Consider the following 19,289-nt stretch of genomic DNA (forward strand, 5'->3'; position numbering starts at 1 on the left):
ATTCAGGCTACAGAAGCTCCGGATACTTCGTCATCTTCAGCGCCAGCTCAACGCCGCGCACTTCCGCCATGCCTTTAAGACGGCCAATCGCCGAATAGCCCGGGTTGGTTTTCTTGCGCAGATCGTCCAGCATCTGGTGACCGTGGTCAGGGCGGAACGGAATAGGACGCACATCGCCCGCCTGCTTACGACGCGCCTCTTCCGCCAGAATGGCGTCTACCACCGCCACCATATTCACATCACCGCCCAGGTGCGCCGCCTCGTGGAAGGTTTTTGGATTCTCTTCGCGGCAGGTCGCGCGCAGATGCGTGAAGTGGATACGATCGCCGAAGGTTTCAATCATCCGCACCAGGTCGTTATCCGCACGCACGCCGTAGGAGCCGGTACACATGGTAAAACCGTTGTAAATGCTGTTTACCGTCTCTTTCAGCCACTGCATATCTTCAATCGTAGACACGATACGCGGCAGGCCGAGGATAGGACGCGGTGGATCGTCCGGATGCACGGCCAGGCGAACCCCTACCTCTTCCGCAACCGGCACGATAGCGCGCAGGAAATACGCCATGTTTTCACGCAGCTGCTGCTTATCAATATCACCGTATTCCGCCAGACGCGCGCGGAACTGATCCAGCGTATACCCCTCTTCGGCCCCAGGCAGGCCCGCAATAATATTACGGGTCAGCTTTTCGATGTCCGCGTCACTGGCAGCGTTAAACCACGCGCGCGCCTGCTGCTGCTCTTCCGCGGTGTAATCCGCTTCGGCGCCAGGGCGTTTCAGAATGTGCAGTTCGAATGCCGCAAAGGCAATCTGATCGAAACGCAGCGCTTTCGAGCCGTCCGGCATCTGATATTCAAGGTCGGTTCGCGTCCAGTCGAGGATAGGCATGAAGTTATAGCAGACCGTATCAATGCCGCAGGCCGCAAGGTTACGGATGCTCTGCTGGTAGTTAACAATCCAGGTCTGGTACTCCCCTGAATGGGTTTTAATGTCTTCATGAACCGGGATGCTTTCCACCACAGACCAGGTTAACCCCTTCTCCGCCAGCAGCGCCTGACGCTGTTGAATTTCCTCTACCGGCCATACCTGACCGTTTGGAATATGATGCAGCGCCGTGACGACACCCGTTGCGCCAGCCTGACGCACATCATCAAGAGAAACCGGATCGTTCGGCCCGTACCAACGCCAGGTTTGTTCCATTGCCTCACCCTCTTAAGTTGTTATACCAATATGTGCTACTGCAATGACGACTACCATACATGTTTGCCGTGAAGGGTCAATACACCGCCACACATTGATTGATCAAACTCACATAACGGGGATATTTACGGCTCACCAATTTTATTTGCTGTCATATAACTTTACACTGGCATTGTTAATTAATGGTTAATCAGGTGTGTATCTCATGAAGACAATTGCCTCCACCGCCCTTCCTGCCCGGGTTCAGCAACCGCGCTACGATCGCCAGTCATTACGCTCCCGCATCGTCCACTTTGGCTTTGGCGCGTTTCACCGTGCGCACCAGGCATTGTTAACAAATCGGGTGCTGAATGAAAAAGGCGGCGACTGGGGGATTTGTGAGATTAGCCTTTTCAGCGGCGATGTGCTGATGAGCCAGCTGCGCGCGCAGGATCATCTGTTCACAGTGCTGGAAAAAGGGGCTGAAGGAAATGAGGCCATTATCGTCGGTGCCGTCCATGAATGCCTGAACGCAAAGCTGGACTCCCTGCCCGCCATTATTGAGAAATTTTGCGAGCCTCAGGTTGCGATTGTCTCGCTCACCATCACGGAAAAAGGCTATTGCATCGATCCCGCGACCGGAAAACTCGATCTGAATAACCCCCGGATCGTCCACGACCTTGAAAACCCCTCCGAGCCACATTCGGCCCCAGGGATCCTGGTCGAAGCCCTCCACCGCCGCCGCGAGCGCGGCTTGTCTGCGTTTACCGTGCTGTCCTGCGACAATATCCCTGACAACGGGCACGTGGTGAAAAACGCGGTGCTGGGCATGGCGCAAAAACGTTCCGCAGGGTTATCTGAATGGATTGATAGCCACGTGAGTTTCCCGGGGACGATGGTCGACAGGATTGTGCCCGCCGCAACGGAGGCCTCGCTGGCGGAAATCACCGACGCGCTTGGCGTGGAAGATCCGTGCGCCATAAGCTGCGAGCCGTTCATTCAGTGGGTCGTAGAAGATAATTTTGTCGCCGGACGTCCCGAGTGGGAAGTGGCCGGTGTCCAGATGGTGCAGGATGTTCTGCCGTGGGAGCAGATGAAATTGCGCATGCTCAACGGCAGCCACTCTTTCCTGGCGTATCTGGGGTACCTCGCCGGCTACGCCCATATAAATGAATGCATGGAGGACGCGGCGTTCCGTGAAGCCGCCCGTCGACTCATGCTGGACGAGCAGGCCCCAACATTACGTATTGAGGATGTCGACCTCACCGCCTACGCCGATAGCCTGCTGGAGCGCTTTGCCAACCCGGCCCTCCAGCACCGGACCTGGCAAATCGCGATGGACGGTAGCCAGAAGCTGCCCCAGAGAATGCTGGACGGGATCCGCGTTCATCTTGAGCGAAATACGCCGTGGTCGCTGCTGGCCCTGGGCGTGGCCGGCTGGATACGCTACGTCAGCGGTACCGACGAACGCGGAAACGCGATTGACGTACGCGATCCCCTTAGCGATAAAATCCGCGCCATCGTCAATGCCAGCAGCGACGCCAACCGCGTCCACGCGCTGCTGGGGCTGAGTGAGGTCTTCGGTCACGATCTTGCGCATAATCGCGTTTTTGTGGAGGCTGTCAGCCAGGCCTATGAGCGCATAACCCGCCACGGCGCACGTCAGGCTGTTATCGAAACGTTAAATCTTTAACGATTATTGCGCTTAATGCGAACGGATGAGGCCTCCGTTCGCCCTTCCCCTTCTCACAGGGCACGTTTTTCGCCAGGATAGAGAATAGTGTTATAGCATCACCATTCTCATCCGGAGCGCACGTGACCAAAACCAACCTCATCACCGGTTTTCTCGGCAGCGGTAAAACCACCTCAATTCTCCACCTGCTGGCAAATAAAGATCCGGCCGAGAAATGGGCCGTGCTGGTCAATGAATTTGGCGAGGTGGGCATTGACGGCGCGCTGCTGTCATCCAGCGGCGCAATGATTAAAGAGATCCCCGGCGGGTGCATGTGCTGCGTCAATGGCCTGCCGATGCAGGTCGGGCTCAATACCCTGCTGCGTCAGGGCAAACCTGACCGCCTGCTGATTGAACCCACCGGGCTGGGTCACCCGAAGCAGATCCTCGATCTACTGACCGCCCCGGTTTACGAGCCGTGGATCGATCTGCGCGCCACCCTGTGCCTGCTCGATCCGCGTCAGCTTCTGGATGACAAGTCGCTGGCCAATGAGAACTTCCGCGATCAGCTCGCCTCGGCTGACGTTATAGTCGCGAATAAAGCCGATCGCGCCACGGCTGAAAGCCAGGCCGCGCTGGAGTCGTGGTGGCAGCATTTCGGCGGCAATCGCACGCGGGTGCAGGCCACCCAGGGGAATATTGATAGCGCCCTGCTTGACCTTCCACGTCTGAACCTCACCGCGTTGCCCGCCAGCGCGGAGCATGCGCACAGTCACCCGGTTAAGCAGGGCCTGGCAGCCCTGAGTCTGCCGGAGCACCAGCGCTGGCGCCGTAACCTGAACAGCGGTCAGGGATATCAGGCCTGCGGGTGGATTTTTGATGCTGAAACCGTTTTCGACACCATCGGGATCCTCGAGTGGGCCCGACTTGCGCCCGTCGATCGCGTGAAAGGGATCATGCGCACGCCAGACGGGCTGGTGCGAATCAACCGTCAGGGCGACGATTTCTTTATTGAAACGCAAAACGTGGCGCCGCCCGACAGCCGTATAGAGTTAATTAGTGCGGTTAACGCCGACTGGAATGCCCTCCAGTCCAGCCTGTTGAGGATTCGTTTAAGTTCAGGCGGCTAACGTTGCCCCTGTTTTCACACTATACAGAACGTTATGACAACTCGATTTCCCCTGATATTACTGCTTAATGTCGCCGGTCTGGCGCTTTTCTTCTCCTGGTATATCCCGGCGGATCATGGTTTCTGGTTCCCGCTGGATTCTGCCATTTTCCACTTCTTCAACCAGGAGCTGGTGAAGAGCAACGCGTTCCTGTGGCTGGTTGCCATCACCAACAACCGCGCCTTCGACGGCTTCTCGCTGCTGGCCATGGGATGCCTGATGCTCTCTTTCTGGCTGAAAGAGGACAAAGCCGGGCGTCGACGTATTCTGATTATCGGTCTGGTGATGCTGCTGTTTGCCGTCGTCATTAACCAGCTGGCCACCGCGATTATTCCGGTTAAGCGTTCCAGCCCAACGCTCTTTTTCACCGATATTTATCGCGTGAGTGAACTGCTGCATATTCCAACAAAAGATGCGTCGAAGGACAGTTTCCCCGGCGATCACGGCATGATGCTGCTTATTTTTTCCGCAATTATGCTTCGCTATTTCGGCAGAAAAGCGTTTGCCATAGCCCTGATTATTTTTGTGGTTTTTGCCTTCCCGCGCGTAATGATTGGCGCTCACTGGTTCACCGATATTGCCGTCGGTTCGCTCTCCGTGGCGCTGATTGCGCTGCCGTGGTGTTTGATGACCCCACTGAGCGACAGGATAATAGCGCTGTTCGATCGTTACCTTCCCGGTAAAACGCAACAATAATTGAACAAATAACTAACCTAAATTAACGTGAGCTATCAGGGATCGACATGATCCCTGATAGCCTTCCCGCCACGATCTTTTCCCAGTGTCATATTCTTGTCATCACATTCATGATAAAAATGAAGCAATTGCGCGATAAAGCCTCGGATCTGACCGCATTTTAAGCAATTACGGATTTTTACTTTCTGTATCACATTTTCTTATAAAAAAAAGGCTTTTTTTACTCGCAATACCCCTGGCAATCGGTTAATCTCGAACTCGTTTTGCCCCATAGGGATAATTATTTCGATGGTGAATAATTTTGTGCGCTATGCCACAAATGTGACCAGAAAGAATTGTCTCAATGTGAACAGATAATTAGTCTCGTCACGTTTGGCATTTTTATAACGATATTTGTCGTTAAGGACTTCAAGGGATAATAAACAAAATGGTCAAATCTCAACCGTTTCTGAGATATATCTTACGGGGGATCCCGGTGATAGCAGTCGCGGTACTGTTATCTGCATGTAGTACATCGAACACCGCAAAGAATATGCATCCTGAGACGCGTGTTGTGGGAATGGAAGATTCCTCGTCACTGCAAGCCTCTCAGGATGAATTTGAAAATATGGTACGTAATCTGGACGTGAAGTCCCGCATTATGGACCAGTATGCTGACTGGAAAGGCGTGCGCTATCGTCTTGGCGGCAGCACAAAAACAGGTATTGATTGTTCCGGTTTTGTACAGCGTACGTTCCGTGAGCAATTTGGGTTAGATCTTCCGCGTTCAACCTATGAACAGCAGGAGATGGGCAAGTCGATTTCACGTACCAAACTGCGCACCGGTGATCTAGTCCTGTTCCGTGCCGGTTCTACAGGTCGACATGTTGGCATCTACATTGGTAACGACCAGTTCGTACATGCCTCCACCAGCAGCGGTGTGACCATTTCCAGCATGAATGAACCGTACTGGAAGAAGCGCTACAACGAAGCACGCCGCGTACTGACCCGCAGTTAATATGACTATTGTATCGTTGGTTATCCCTTGGCTGACGATATGATGAAAAAAAGCACTGCTTCGGCAGTGTTTTTTTTTGCCCATTACACTGAATACATCCAGCGGCATTTCAGGAATCACGACGTCTATGCTCACCCGCTACTTCTCCAGTAATCGTAAGATACTGATCCTCAGTATTATCACGGGTCTCATCACCGCCCTGCTCCTGGGTTCACTGCAATTTTCCTGGAGTTACCACAAGCGGGAAGTCAAATTCGACACTCTGGTGAATGATGTAAGCGCCTATATGGGGAGCTATTTCGACGATTTAAAAAAAGCGGTCAATGTTCTCCAGCCCCTCACGCTTAACACGTGCCACGACGTCAATCAGGAACTCACCTCACGCGCGGCCTTCAGCATTAACGTTCGCGCCTTCCTGCTGGTCAGGGACAAGATGGCGTTCTGCTCTTCCGCCACAGGCCCGATGAATGTCCCGATGGAGACGCTGATACCTGAGCTGAATATCGATAAACCGATCGATATGGCGCTGCTCCCGGGTACCCCCATGCTGCCTGATGAACCTGCAATTGCGATCTGGTACCGCAACCCATTAGTAAAGGGCGGCGGAGTGTTCACCTCAGTGAATATTAATCTGACGCCTTACCTGCTCTACACGGAGCGCCAGGACGAGTTCGCGGGTATAGCCATCATCATCGGCGATAACGCATTGTCGACCCAGTCCAGTACCCTGGTTCATGCGCACGAATTACATGACATCCCGGTCCGCACGGCGACGCTGAAAGACGTCCCCCTGACCATCAACCTGTATGCGGACGCATGGACCAGCGATGAAATTCTCTACGCCGTATTCTTCGGGCTGGTATGCGGCATTTGTGCCGGATCGCTCAACTACTACATCCTCAGCATTCGGCTCAACCCGGGTAAAGAGATTTTAAGCGCCATTAAGCGCGGCCAGTTTTACGTGGTCTATCAGCCCGTCGTTGATGCCAAATCGCTCAAAATGACCGGGCTTGAAGTGCTGATGCGCTGGAAGCACCCGACAATGGGGGAAATTCCGCCTGACGCGTTTATCAATTTTGCCGAAGCGCAGAAGCTGATCGTGCCGCTGACGCTGCATCTCTTTGACCTTATCATTCACGATGCACCCGTGTTACAAACGCTGTTACCCCCGGGTGCCAAGGTGGGCATTAACATTGCGCCGGGGCATCTGCATGCGGAAAGCTTCAAGGACGATATGCGCACCTTCAAAGCGCTACTGCCGCCGGATTATTTCCAGATCGTGCTGGAAATTACCGAACGTGACATGCTGAATCATCGGGAAGCCAACAGCCTCTTCGAATGGCTGCATAACGAAGGGTTTGAAATCGCCATTGATGATTTTGGTACCGGCCACAGCGCGCTAATTTATCTTGAGCATTTCACCATGGACTACCTCAAAATCGACCGTGGTTTTGTGAATGCGATCGGTACTGAGACCGTGACGTCGCCGGTGCTGGATGCCGTTCTGACGCTGGCAAGACGACTGAATATGTCGACCGTCGCCGAAGGGGTAGAGACGCCGGAACAGGCGGCCTGGCTGCGCGAACACGGCGTTAACTTCCTGCAGGGATACTGGATTAGCCGTCCGATGCCGCTGGCGCAGTTCCGCGAATGGCGTCCTGATATTTCGCCCGAGGGCGATTAATTTCACATTGTCCGCGACGTCACTTATTATTCAGCTTAACCGAGCCGGTCTGTAAAAGAGGGAGCCGCCGCGAGATGCTTATGCGCTTTATGTTGCTGATGTTGGCATTCACCAGCCTGTCCAGCCAGGCGCAAGCCATCAAAGAAAATATCGCCTTCGCGGTGATTGGCGAGCCAAAATACGCGGTCAATTTTACGCACTTCGATTACGTCAACCCTGCCGCGCCGAAGGGCGGTAAGGTGACGCTTTCCGCCACGGGAACCTTCGACAACTTCAACCGCTTCGCCCTGCGCGGCGTGGCGGCAGCGCGGACGGAATCGCTTTACGATACGCTCTTTGTCACCTCTGACGATGAACCCGGCAGCTACTATCCGCTGATTGCCGAGAACGTGCGTTACGCCGATAACTTCGCCTGGGCGGAAATCTCGCTGAACCCGCGGGCACGTTTTCACGATGGCACACCGGTTAAAGCCAGCGACGTTGCGTTCACCTTCCATAAATTTATGACCGAAGGCGTGCCCCAGTTCCGCATCGTATATAAGGGCGCGTCCGTCAGAGCCATTGCGCCGCTCACCGTGCGCATCGAGCTGAGCGAACCCAACAAAGAGAACATGCTGAGCCTCTTCTCGCTGCCGGTAATGCCTGAATCGTTCTGGAAAAGTCATAAGCTGAGCGATCCCCTTTCGACTCCCCCACTGGCTGGCGGCCCTTACCGCATTACCGACTGGCGCATGGGGCAATATGTCGTCTATTCCCGCGTCAAAGACTACTGGGCGGCCAATCTGCCGGTAAACCGCGGACGCTGGAACTTCGACACCCTTCGCTATGATTACTACCTCGACGATAACGTGGCGTTTGAAGCGTTCAAAGCCGGGGCCTTCGATTTGCGCGTCGAGAGCAGCGCCAAAAACTGGGCGACCCGCTATATCGGCAAAAATTTCGCAAAAGGCTATATCGTCAAAGACGAGCACAAAAATGAGTCTGCCCAGGACACCCGCTGGCTGGCGTTTAATATTCAGCGTCCGGTATTTAATGACCGCCGGGTGCGGGAAGCCATCTCCCTGGCCTTTGATTTTGAGTGGATGAACAAAGCGCTGTTTTACGGGGCCTACAGCCGCGCCAACAGCTATTTTCAGAATACCGAATACGCCGCGCGCGATTACCCGAAAGCCGACGAGCTGGTCCTGCTGGCACCGCTAAAAGCGGAGGTTCCGCCACAGGTGTTCACCACCGTGTTTCAGCCGCCCGCATCGAAGGGTGACGGCTACGACCGTGACAACCTGCTGAAGGCCAGCAAGCTGCTGGATGACGCGGGCTGGCACCTGAAAAATCAAAAGCGTGTGGATGCCAAAACGGGTAAGCCGCTCAGCTTTGAGCTGCTGCTCTCGTCCGGAGGCAACGATCAGTGGGTGCTGCCGTTTAAGCACAATCTTGAGCGGCTGGGTGTGACTATGAACATTCGCCAGGTGGATAACGCGCAGATCACCAGCCGCATGCGCAGCCGTGATTACGACATGATGCAGCGCCTGTGGCCCGCCCAGCCGTGGCCCAGCTCGGACCTGCAAATCTCCTGGGCCTCCAGCTACATTGACTCCTCGTACAACGCGCCGGGGGTAAAAAGCCCGGCGATTGACGCGCTCATTGCGAAAATCGTGGCGGCGCAGGGGGATAAAGAAAAGCTCCTGCCGCTCGGGCGCGCCCTCGACAGGGTCTTAACCTGGAACTACTACATGCTGCCGATGTGGTATATGGGCGAAGATCGCCTTGCGCGCTGGGATAAGTTCTCCGTGCCTGCCGTGCGCCCTGTCTACTCCCTGGGCTTTGATACCTGGTGGTATGACGTTAACAAAGCCGCCAGACTTCCCGCTGAGCGGCGATAAGGAATTATCATGGGTGCCTATCTTCTCCGCCGTCTCCTGCTGGTCATCCCCACCCTGTGGGCCATCATCACGATTAACTTTTTTATCGTGCAAATCGCCCCCGGTGGGCCGGTCGATCAGGCCATTGCCGCCATTGAATTTGGCAACAGCGGCGGCATGCCCGGCGGCGGCGCTGAAGGGATGGGCGCCAGCCATGCGCGAACCGGCGTAGGGAATATCAGTGAAAGCCACTACCGCGGCGGACGCGGGCTGGATCCGGAAGTGATCGCCGAGATCACCCACCGCTACGGCTTTGACAAACCGATTCACGAGCGCTATTTCAAAATGCTCTGGGATTACATCCGCTTCGATTTTGGCGATAGCCTGTTTCGCAGTGCGTCAGTGCTGACGCTGATCAAGCAAAGCCTGCCGGTTTCGATCACGCTGGGGCTGTGGGGAACGCTGATTATCTATCTGGTCTCTATTCCGCTCGGGATCCGCAAAGCGGTGTACAACGGCAGCCGGTTCGATATCTGGAGCAGCACGTTCATCATTATTGGCTATGCCATCCCGGCATTTCTGTTTGCCGTCCTGCTGATCGTCTTTTTTGCCGGGGGAAGCTATTTCGACCTCTTCCCGCTGCGGGGGCTGGTCTCCGCCGATTTCAGCTCCCTGCCCTGGTACCAGAAAATTACCGACTACCTCTGGCATATCACGCTGCCGGTGCTGGCCACGGTCATCGGCGGGTTTGCGGCCCTGACCATGTTGACCAAAAACGCCTTTCTCGATGAAATTCGTAAACAGTACGTCGTCACGGCCCGCGCCAAGGGCGTGAGCGAGAAGCAGATCATGTGGAAACACGTGTTTCGCAACGCCATGCTGCTGGTGATCGCCGGATTTCCGGCCACGTTCATCGGCATGTTTTTTACCGGCTCGCTGCTGATAGAGGTGATGTTCTCGCTCAACGGCCTGGGGCTGCTGGGCTATGAGGCTACCGTGTCGCGCGATTATCCGGTGATGTTTGGCACACTCTATATTTTCACCCTGATTGGCCTGCTGCTGAATATCATCAGTGATATCAGCTATACGCTGGTCGATCCCCGAATCGATTTTGAGGGCCGCTGATGCCGCGTTTAAGCCCCGTCAACCAGGCCCGCTGGGCCCGTTTTCGCCACAACCGCCGCGGCTACTGGTCGCTGTGGATTTTTGCCGTGCTGTTTGCCTTAAGCATGTGTTCGGAGCTGATCGCCAACGACAAACCGCTGCTGGTGCATTTTAACGACCGCTGGTACGTACCGGTTATCGCCAGTTACACCGAAAGCGACTTTGGCGGCCCGTTTGCGACCCCGGCTGAATATCAGGATCCGTGGCTTCGCGATCAAATCGACAGGCACGGCTGGGCGCTCTGGGCGCCGGTACGTTTTGGCGCAAACAGCATTAACTTCGCCACCACGACCCCCTTCCCTTCCCCGCCCTCCGCGCAAAACTGGCTGGGAACCGATGCGAACGGCGGCGACGTGCTGGCCCGCATCCTGTACGGCACGCGAATCTCGCTTCTCTTTGGGCTGATGCTGACGATCTTCTCAAGCGTCATGGGCGTCGTGGCGGGTGCCGTTCAGGGCTACTACGGCGGGAAAATTGACCTGTGGGGCCAGCGGATTATTGAAGTCTGGTCAGGCATGCCGACGCTGTTTCTGATCATCCTGCTTTCCAGCGTCGTACAGCCCAACTTCTGGTGGCTATTAGGCATCACCGTCCTGTTCGGCTGGATGGCGCTGGTCGGTGTGGTAAGGGCCGAGTTTCTGCGCACCCGTAATTTCGACTATATTCGCGCCGCGCAGGCGCTTGGCGTTAGCGATCGCGGGATCATTTTCCGCCATATGTTGCCCAACGCCGTGGTGGCAACGCTCACCTTCCTGCCGTTTATTCTGTGTAGCTCCATCACCACCCTCACCTCACTGGATTTTCTCGGTTTCGGGTTACCGTTGGGTTCCCCATCGCTTGGCGAACTGCTGCTGCAGGGCAAGAACAACCTGCAGGCGCCGTGGTTAGGCATCGCCGCCTTTCTTTCCGTGGCCGTGTTGCTGTCGCTGCTGATTTTCATTGGCGAAGCCGTGCGCGATGCCTTCGATCCGAACAAGGCGGTATAAAATGACCCAGCCTCTTCTGAGTATTGATAACCTGTCGATTGCTTTTTCAAAGCAGGACGAGACGCGCACCGTGGTCACCGACCTGTCGCTGCAGATCCAGCCCGGTGAAACGCTGGCCCTGGTGGGTGAATCGGGTTCAGGCAAGAGCGTTTCGGCGCTCTCCATCCTGCGGCTACTTCCCTCTCCGCCAGTGAGCTACCCGCAAGGGGATATTCTCTTTCACGGCCGTTCGCTGCTGCACGCCGACGAACAGACCCTGCGCGGCATTCGCGGCAACAAAATCGCTATGATCTTCCAGGAGCCGATGGTTTCCCTCAACCCGCTGCACAGCCTGGAGAAACAGCTCTATGAAGTGCTCTCCCTGCACCGGGGGATGCGCAAAGAGGCCGCACGCGGAGAAATTCTGGACTGTCTGGAGCGAACAGGCATACGCAACGCGGCCAAACGGCTGAATGATTTTCCGCACCAGCTCTCCGGCGGCGAACGCCAGCGCGTGATGATCGCCATGGCCCTGCTCACGCGCCCCGAACTGCTGATAGCCGACGAGCCCACAACGGCGCTGGACGTGACGGTACAGGCGCAAATACTGACGCTGCTGCGGGAACTGCGTGACGAGCTGAACATGAGCCTGCTGTTTATCACGCACAACCTGAGCATTGTCAGAAAGCTGGCCGACAGCGTCGCGGTGATGCAGAACGGGCGCTGTGTTGAACAGAATACGGCGTCAACGCTGCTGAGCGCACCGCAGCACCCCTATACGCAGCGGTTGCTCGACAGCGAACCCGCCGGCGACCCGGTTCCTCTCGATGCGGACAGCACGCCGCTGCTGCGCGTTGAGGATCTGTCCGTCTCGTTCCCGATCCGCAAAGGTATTCTGCGCCGCATTGTCGATTGCAACCCGGTGCTGAAAAACCTCCGCTTCTCGCTGCGCCCGGGGGAATCCCTGGGGCTGGTGGGCGAATCCGGCTCGGGTAAAAGCACCACCGGTCTGGCGCTGCTGCGCTTAATTGCCTCCCAGGGCGAGATCCTGTTTGACGATATGCCGCTGCACCGCTGGAACCGCCGCCAGATGCTGCCCGTGCGGCCCCGCATGCAGGTGGTGTTTCAGGATCCCAACTCCTCGCTTAACCCACGGCTCAGCGTGCTACAGATTATCGAAGAGGGTCTGCGCGTCCATCAGCCCGGCCTGAGCGCGCAGCAGCGCGAGCAGGAGGTCATGCGGGTCATGGCCGAAGTGGGTCTAGATCCCGAGACGCGCCACCGCTACCCTGCGGAATTTTCCGGTGGGCAGCGCCAGCGTATCGCTATTGCCCGCGCGCTGATCCTGAAACCGGAGCTGATTATTCTGGATGAACCCACGTCGTCGCTGGACAGGACCGTTCAGGCGCAGATCCTGGCGCTGCTGAAAGGGTTACAGGAAAAGCACCGGCTGGCCTATATCTTTATCGGCCATGATTTACAGGTGGTGCGGGCGCTATGCCATCAGGTGATTGTGTTACGTCAGGGAGAGGTGGTCGAGCAGGGTGATTGCCAGCGCGTATTTAGCGCGCCAACGCAGCGCTACACGCGCCAGCTGTTGTCGTCAGACTAGCGCTCAGAACGGGTACTGGCCGGAGAAAGGCTCGGCAATGGCAACGCCAAAATTTTTCAGACGGCAGGTGGCAGCAAACTCGTCCTGGCTTTTCACAAACAGGCACGGCTCACCTTCGCACTCCAGCACGGAGCTGTCCACTTCGATATCCGTCAGGGCCTGACTGAGACGCTCCATCACCCGCCATGCATTTTCGTCACTCGGGCTTAACAGCTTGAGCGCCACCAGGCAGTTTTCACAGCCCGCGACGTTTTGCGGAATCGGTTCAACTTTCGAACCAGCAAAACCCGCCGACCAGCGATAGCTCTGGGGCAAGCGATGGACAATAGAAAGTTGTAATGTATTCACGTTCGTTCCCCGGAAGCAAAATTTACTTCACAATTTATTTACATTTATAGTAACACATCATCGTTAGCCTGCACTATTCAGCACTTTTTTATCGGTATTCAGGCTCGCGTCGGCGCTATATGTACCCGTTTCTGCGATCTAACTCAACCTTTTTGAATACAATGATGTGACTTTTTACACAAATAGATTTTACATAAAATAAACAAACACAGCATAAACGAACGGGGTTTGGTTGATATGCATCAACAAAAAAGGCCCTGCCGGGCCTTCTCTGTGTTTTAGTGGGCCGCTTTTCGCGGTCGACTGGCGTAAAGATAGAAGAGTATCGAGCTGGTTGCGCAAAAAGCCATCGCCCACAGCATGGGCCATGCCGTCGTAAAGGTGGCCATCGAAAGCAACGCGCCAACGATAGCGCCGATGCCGAAGCGGAACGTCCCTGCCAGAGATGATGCGGTCCCCGCCATGTGCGGGAACTCATCCAGGATCACCGCCATCGCATTGGATGACACCATCGACACGCAGCCGACAAAAGCCGCCACGCCGACCACCAGCGCCCAGAAGCCCACGCCCAGAAACGCGCTCACCACCAGCCAGAGCGCCATCACAAACTGGATCCACAGCCCGGCGCGGAACATGTTCAGCGCCCCCACCCGCCGGACAAAACGGCTGTTGATGATGGTCATGATGAACAGGAAGACGATGTTAAGGGCAAAGTAATAGCCGAAGTGCTGCGGCGAAACGTGGTTCAGCTCGATGTAGACAAACGGCCCGGCGCTCAGGAAGGAGAACATCCCGGCGAAGCTGAACCCGCTTGCCAGCATATAGCTGAGCACGCGCTTGTGGCGAAACAGCGAGGCAAAGTTGCCGATGGTGGTTCGGATGTGGAATTTCTGCCGACGCTCGACGGGAAGCGTTTCATCAATAAAGAAGAAAATCATCGCGGAGGCCAGCAGCGCGGCCAGGGCCAGGATCCAGAAAATCACATGCCAGCTAAACCACACCAGCACAGCACCACCGGCCATGGGTGCCACCAGCGGCGCAATCGTCGTCACCAGCATCACGAACGACATCATGCGGGAGAACTCTTCCTTCGGGTAGATATCGCGCATCAGGGCGTTAATCACCACGCTTGCCGCTGCCGCCGCCAGACCGTGGAAGAAGCGCATGACAATCAGATGATCGATGGTCTGCGCCAGCGCACAGGCAACCGCAGCGGCCGCAAAGACTAGCGTCCCGCCCAGAATGACAGGCTTGCGTCCAAGGCTGTCCGCCATCGGGCCATAAAACAGCTGGCCGAGGGCAAAGCCGAGAATATAGGTGCTGAGCGTCATCTGCGCGCTGCCCGCCGGGACGCCAAACTGTGCAGAAATCACCGGCAGCGCGGGCAGGTACATATCAATAGACAGCGGCATCAGCATGGCCAGCAGGCCAAGAATGAAGACGATTTTGAACGACGAGTGTGGCCTGGTGGTCACAGAGTTCTCCTGAAATTAGTGCGAAGGCAGACCGACGCTGGCGATCTCTTCTTCCGTTAACGGGCGATATTCGCCTGGCGCCAGCTCGGGATCGAGTTCGATCGCACCAATCCGCTCACGATGCAGGCCAACAACGTGGTTCCCCACCGCGGCAAACATACGTTTCACCTGATGGTAGCGCCCCTCGCTGATGGTCAGGCGGACCTCCGTCGGGGTGATGACTTCGAGCACCGCCGGTTTGGTCAGATCTTTTTCATTATGCAGCTGAACGCCTTTCGCGAAGTGCTCTGCCGTGTCATCCGACACCGGCGACTCCAGCGTCACGAGGTAGGTTTTCTCGCAGTGGTGTCGTGGAGAGGTGATGCGGTGCGACCACTGCCCGTCGTCGGTCATCAGCACCAGACCGGTGGTGTCGATGTCGAGGCGGCCTGCGGCATGCAGCTTGTGCGCCACCGGTTCGTCGAGGAAATAGAGCACCGTCGGGTGATCCGGATCGTCCGTTGAGCAGACGTAGCCTTCCGGCTTATTGAGCATGAAGTAGCGCGGACCGTGCTGCTGGGTCAGCGGATTGCCGTCATACTCCACCTGATGGTCAGGTTGCAGTTTGAACGCGCTGTCTCTCACAATGTCGCCATCCACGGTAACGCGGCTGGCGCGAATTTCGCGCCCGGCAATAGCGCGGCTTACGCCGAGTTGCTGAGCGATAAACTTATCAAGTCGCATGAAATCTTTTTAGCCTTAATGGTGCAGGAAGTCGGACAACAGGTCCGAAAAAAGAAGCAGTCTGGAACGGTTCAGTATAATGGTCTGGTTGCGCCACTCAAGGGAAAAAGTTTCGTGGCATACTATGTGCGGAATAACGAAACCGAGACCCCATGACTTTTACACTTCGTCCCTATCAGCAGGAAGCCGTTGACGCCACCCTCGCCTGGTTCCGTAAACATCGCGAGCCGGCGGCGATTGTGCTCCCGACCGGCGCAGGCAAAAGCCTGGTCATTGCCGAGCTGGCGCGTCTGGCCCGCGGTCGCGTGCTGGTACTGGCGCACGTTAAAGAGCTCGTCGCGCAAAACCATGCCAAGTATTGTGCACTTGGGCTGGAAGCCGACATTTTCGCCGCCGGGCTAAAGCGTAAAGAGAGCCACGGCAAAGTGGTGTTTGGCAGCGTGCAGTCGGTGGCCCGCAATCTGGATCTGTTTCGCAGCGAATTTTCGCTGCTGATTGTCGACGAATGTCACCGCATCAGCGATGACGACGACAGCCAGTATCAGCAAATCCTGTCACACCTGAAAGCGGTGAACCCTCACCTGCGCCTGCTGGGCCTGACGGCGACCCCGTTTCGCCTGGGGAAAGGCTGGATCTATCGCTACCATTATCACGGCATGGTGCGCGGCGATGACAAGGCCCTGTTTAGCGACTGCATTTACGAGCTTCCGCTGCGCTACATGATTAAACATGGCTACCTGACGCCGCCTGAACGGCTAGATATGCCGGTGGTGCAGTACGACTTCAGCCGCCTGCAGGCGCAAAGCAACGGGTTATTCAGCGAAGCGGATCTTAACCAGGAGCTGAAAAAGCAAAAGCGCATTACGCCGCACATCATCAGCCAGATAGAGGAGTTTGCGCAGACGCGCAAAGGGGTGATGATCTTTGCCGCCACCGTTGAGCACGCGCGGGAAATCACCGGGTTACTGCCTTCCGGCAACGCGGCGCTCATCACCGGCGAGACGCCCGGCCCGGAGCGCGACAGCCTGATCGACGCGTTTAAAGCCCAGCGGTTCCGCTATCTGGTTAACGTGTCGGTATTGACCACCGGCTTTGACGCACCGCACGTCGACCTGATCGCCATTTTGCGCCCGACCGAATCGGTGAGTCTGTATCAGCAAATTGTTGGCCGCGGCCTGCGCCTGGCCCCCGGGAAAACCGACTGCCTGATTCTGGATTATGCAGGTAACCCGCACGATCTCTATACGCCTGAAGTCGGCGCGCCAAAAGGGAAAAGTGACAACGTGCCCGTGCAGGTCTTTTGCCCTGCCTGTGGGTTTGCCAACACTTTCTGGGGCAAAACCACCGCCGACGGCACGCTGATCGAACATTTTGGCCGCCGCTGTCAGGGCTGGTTTGAAGATGATGACGGGCATCGCGAGCAGTGCGATTTTCGTTTCCGCTTTAAAAACTGCCCGCAGTGCAACGCCGAAAACGACATTGCCGCTCGCCGCTGTCGGGAATGTGACACGGTGCTGGTTGACCCGGACGACATGCTGAAAGCAGCATTAAAGCTGAAAGATGCGCTGGTACTGCGCTGTTCCGGCATGGCGTTGCAGCCCGGCGCCGATGAAAAAGGCGAATGGCTGAAAATCACCTATTACGACGAAGACGGGGCGGACGTCAGCGAGCGCTTCCGGGTCCAGACGCCTGCTCAGCGAACGGCCTTCGAACAGCTGTTTATCCGCCCGCACACCCGCACCCCGGGCGTGCCCCTGCGCTGGATCACCGTGGCCGATATCGTGCGCCAGCAGGTGCTGTTGCGCCATCCGGATTTTGTGGTCGCCCGTAAGAAAGGCCAGTTCTGGCAGGTGCGCGAGAAACTCTTTGACTACGAAGGTCGCTTCCGTCGCGCCAACGAATTGCGCGGGTAACGGGACTTTTCATTGATGTGAAGGGCATTTGAGTATAAAATGCCGCCCGCTTCACATCCGTGAGGCAGAACACTCACCTGCTGCTGGGTCGCCTGTAGTAGGGTTTTAAATACAGAGAGAAATCAATGTTTACTATCGAAGCAGAAGTACGTAACGTGCAGGGTAAGGGTGCGAGCCGCCGCCTGCGTACCGCTAACAAGTTCCCGGCTATCGTTTACGGTGGCGAAGCTGCTCCAGTTGCAATCGAACTGGATCACGACAAACTGTGGAACCTGCAGACCAAAGCTGAATTCTACAGCGAAGTTCTGACCATCGTTGTTGGCGGTAAAGAAGAAAAAGTGAAAGTTCAGGCTGTTCAGCGTCACGCGTTCAAGCCAAAACTGACTCACATCGACTTCGTTCGCGCGTAATCGCAAACCTGTCGAAAAAAACCCCGCTTCTGCGGGGTTTTTTGTGCCTGCTATTTACCGCCCGAGGTGCGGCGCTGAAGCTGATCGCGCAGATTCGGCGGCGTACCCTTAATGGTCAGCGTATCGGTGGCCGGATCCCAGAAGATACGTTCCCCCAGCAGCATCGCATCAAAGTTGATGGTTAACCCGCCGCCGCTGCCGGCAAACTTGGTTAACTGGCGCAGCGTGCTGCGATCCGCCGGGAAGCTCTCTTCAAGCTCATAGCCCTTTTCTGCGGTAAATTCCTGGAAGCTGACTTCGCTGACGCCTGCCAGCTCTTTTGACAGCGACTCCAGCTCAATCTCTTCCCCTGCCTGCAGCTGTTCGTTGCAGTAGCTGTAAACCTGCTGGCGCACCGTCTGGCGCTCGGATTTATCGAGCTGCGCTTCTGCTGTGAAATCGTCAACCGCCTGGAGCAGCCCTTTGTTCTGCGCTTTGGCGTTAAGCCCTTCACTGGCACCGAGGAAGTCCATAAAGAAATCCGCCACTTTGCGGCCCACGCGCCCCTTCAGGAATGTCAGGTAGCGGGTCGATTCCGGGTTGGTTTCCCACTCGGTCAAATCAATACGCGCCACGATATCCGCATGGTTGATATCCAGATAATGCGTCGAGCTGATGTCCAGCTGCTCATTCACGCGCATGCTGCTTAAGTTATTCAGTACGGTAACCAGCAAATACTCGACCGCCAGGTAGCGGTAGTGGCAGAACAGCACGATCCCGCCGTCGGCGAACGGATATTTCGCCAGCTCGTCGCGCAGACGCCCGGTTGCCGCACGGCTAAACGCCAGAAAATCCTCTTCACCCTGACGCTGCAGGCGCAGGCTATCGGCCAGCTCACTCTCTTCGCTGAACAGGCCATAGGCTTTATTTTTGGCGCTGTAGACGCGATGCAGCTCTGCCATCATCTCCACAACGGTCGCCGTGGGTTCCAGTAACGAATCGCGCAGCACCACTTCAAGGGTTTGCTCATCACGCTTGATAAGCTGGTGCAAGGCAATCTGGTTGATTTCCAGACTCATGATAAACTCTCCTTTTAGACCGGGCGGTATTCAACCACCACCAGGACATGTGTGCAACAACAGATAAAAAAGGGGAAAAAAAGCTGTTGCTACGGTAATATGTTGCCCTTTCATCAACAAACTGATTTTGATTTATGCCACAACATTCCCGCTACAGTGATGAACACGTTGAACAACTGCTCAGTGAGCTGGTCAACGTACTGGAAAAACATAAAACGCCGACCGATCTCTCCCTGATGGTTTTGGGAAATATGGTCACCAACCTGATTAACACCAGCGTTGCTCCGGTTCAGCGTCAGGCGATCGCAAAATCGTTCGCCCAGGCTTTACAGTCGTCCGTCAGCAACGACCCGGCCCATTAAGGGAT

General features: G+C 56.1%; 17 protein-coding genes. 12 read left to right on the forward strand and 5 right to left on the reverse strand.

Annotation, left to right across the window (positions count from 1 at the left end):
* Nucleotides 1-7: 7 nt before the first annotated feature.
* The gene (uxuA, locus tag AC0TOY_RS05525) at nucleotides 8-1,198 is read right to left on the reverse strand and encodes a mannonate dehydratase (RefSeq protein WP_473721589.1); all 1,191 of its coding nucleotides are present in this window, start codon (nucleotides 1,196-1,198) and stop codon (nucleotides 8-10) included.
* Nucleotides 1,199-1,403: 205 nt separating this feature from the next.
* Here uxuA and AC0TOY_RS05530 point away from each other — a divergent pair, with 205 nt between their 5' ends.
* From AC0TOY_RS05530 to yejF, 9 genes are all read left to right on the forward strand, one after another.
* Complete coding sequence (locus tag AC0TOY_RS05530) at nucleotides 1,404-2,870, forward strand: mannitol dehydrogenase family protein (RefSeq protein WP_473721590.1); 1,467 nt, start codon at nucleotides 1,404-1,406, stop codon at nucleotides 2,868-2,870.
* 122 nt (nucleotides 2,871-2,992) lie between these two features.
* Nucleotides 2,993-3,979, forward strand: coding sequence for a CobW family GTP-binding protein (locus tag AC0TOY_RS05535; RefSeq protein ID WP_024908179.1), 987 nt, complete (start codon nucleotides 2,993-2,995; stop codon nucleotides 3,977-3,979).
* A gap of 33 nt (nucleotides 3,980-4,012) precedes the next feature.
* Nucleotides 4,013-4,714 (forward strand): phosphatase PAP2 family protein, encoded by a 702-nt coding sequence (locus AC0TOY_RS05540; RefSeq protein WP_032645294.1) that lies wholly within the window; start codon nucleotides 4,013-4,015, stop codon nucleotides 4,712-4,714.
* A 427-nt stretch (nucleotides 4,715-5,141) separates the two neighbouring features.
* Nucleotides 5,142-5,711, forward strand: a complete 570-nt coding sequence (mepS, locus tag AC0TOY_RS05545) for a bifunctional murein DD-endopeptidase/murein LD-carboxypeptidase (protein ID WP_058654858.1) — start codon at nucleotides 5,142-5,144, stop codon at nucleotides 5,709-5,711.
* Nucleotides 5,712-5,838: 127 nt separating this feature from the next.
* Nucleotides 5,839-7,395, forward strand: a complete 1,557-nt coding sequence (locus tag AC0TOY_RS05550) for a cyclic di-GMP phosphodiesterase (protein ID WP_024908180.1) — start codon at nucleotides 5,839-5,841, stop codon at nucleotides 7,393-7,395.
* A 74-nt stretch (nucleotides 7,396-7,469) separates the two neighbouring features.
* Nucleotides 7,470-9,275: an extracellular solute-binding protein gene (locus tag AC0TOY_RS05555; RefSeq protein ID WP_148769120.1), complete on the forward strand. Its 1,806-nt coding sequence runs from the start codon at nucleotides 7,470-7,472 to the stop codon at nucleotides 9,273-9,275.
* 9 nt (nucleotides 9,276-9,284) lie between these two features.
* Complete coding sequence (locus AC0TOY_RS05560) at nucleotides 9,285-10,379, forward strand: microcin C ABC transporter permease YejB (protein WP_248272533.1); 1,095 nt, start codon at nucleotides 9,285-9,287, stop codon at nucleotides 10,377-10,379.
* The gene (locus AC0TOY_RS05565) at nucleotides 10,379-11,404 is read left to right on the forward strand and encodes an ABC transporter permease (RefSeq protein ID WP_024908183.1); all 1,026 of its coding nucleotides are present in this window, start codon (nucleotides 10,379-10,381) and stop codon (nucleotides 11,402-11,404) included. Before AC0TOY_RS05560 ends, AC0TOY_RS05565 begins: the two co-directional genes overlap by 1 nt.
* Nucleotide 11,405: 1 nt before the next feature.
* Nucleotides 11,406-12,995 carry a microcin C ABC transporter ATP-binding protein YejF gene (gene yejF, locus AC0TOY_RS05570; RefSeq protein ID WP_473721591.1) on the forward strand — a complete coding sequence of 530 codons (1,590 nt, stop codon included), beginning with the start codon at nucleotides 11,406-11,408 and terminating at the stop codon, nucleotides 12,993-12,995.
* Between the two features lie 3 nt (nucleotides 12,996-12,998).
* Here yejF and AC0TOY_RS05575 read toward each other — a convergent pair whose 3' ends face one another.
* The 3 genes from AC0TOY_RS05575 to rsuA all read right to left on the reverse strand — a co-directional run bounded on the left by AC0TOY_RS05575 (nucleotide 12,999) and on the right by rsuA (nucleotide 15,541).
* A complete protein-coding gene (locus AC0TOY_RS05575; RefSeq protein WP_008500952.1) occupies nucleotides 12,999-13,343 on the reverse strand; it encodes a YejG family protein in 345 nt (114 codons plus the stop codon).
* A gap of 278 nt (nucleotides 13,344-13,621) precedes the next feature.
* Nucleotides 13,622-14,818, reverse strand: coding sequence for a Bcr/CflA family multidrug efflux MFS transporter (locus AC0TOY_RS05580; protein ID WP_473721592.1), 1,197 nt, complete (start codon nucleotides 14,816-14,818; stop codon nucleotides 13,622-13,624).
* Between the two features lie 15 nt (nucleotides 14,819-14,833).
* The gene (gene rsuA, locus AC0TOY_RS05585; protein WP_208763098.1) at nucleotides 14,834-15,541 is read right to left on the reverse strand and encodes a 16S rRNA pseudouridine(516) synthase RsuA; all 708 of its coding nucleotides are present in this window, start codon (nucleotides 15,539-15,541) and stop codon (nucleotides 14,834-14,836) included.
* A 152-nt stretch (nucleotides 15,542-15,693) separates the two neighbouring features.
* Between rsuA and radD the strand changes: the two genes are divergently transcribed.
* Together radD and rplY are read left to right on the forward strand one after the other, a co-directional pair.
* Complete coding sequence (gene radD / locus AC0TOY_RS05590) at nucleotides 15,694-17,454, forward strand: DNA repair helicase RadD (protein WP_473721593.1); 1,761 nt, start codon at nucleotides 15,694-15,696, stop codon at nucleotides 17,452-17,454.
* Nucleotides 17,455-17,579: 125 nt separating this feature from the next.
* Nucleotides 17,580-17,864, forward strand: a complete 285-nt coding sequence (gene rplY / locus AC0TOY_RS05595) for a 50S ribosomal protein L25 (protein ID WP_008500956.1) — start codon at nucleotides 17,580-17,582, stop codon at nucleotides 17,862-17,864.
* 50 nt (nucleotides 17,865-17,914) lie between these two features.
* Here the strand turns inward: rplY and yejK are convergent, their stop codons facing one another.
* On the reverse strand, nucleotides 17,915-18,922 hold the full coding sequence (gene yejK, locus AC0TOY_RS05600) for a nucleoid-associated protein YejK (RefSeq protein ID WP_008500957.1): 1,008 nt from the start codon (nucleotides 18,920-18,922) through the stop codon (nucleotides 17,915-17,917).
* 134 nt (nucleotides 18,923-19,056) lie between these two features.
* Between yejK and AC0TOY_RS05605 the strand changes: the two genes are divergently transcribed.
* Nucleotides 19,057-19,284: a YejL family protein gene (locus tag AC0TOY_RS05605; protein WP_157189484.1), complete on the forward strand. Its 228-nt coding sequence runs from the start codon at nucleotides 19,057-19,059 to the stop codon at nucleotides 19,282-19,284.
* Nucleotides 19,285-19,289: the final 5 nt, after the last annotated feature.

Source organism: Enterobacter sp. PL_is379 (genome assembly GCF_055817355.1).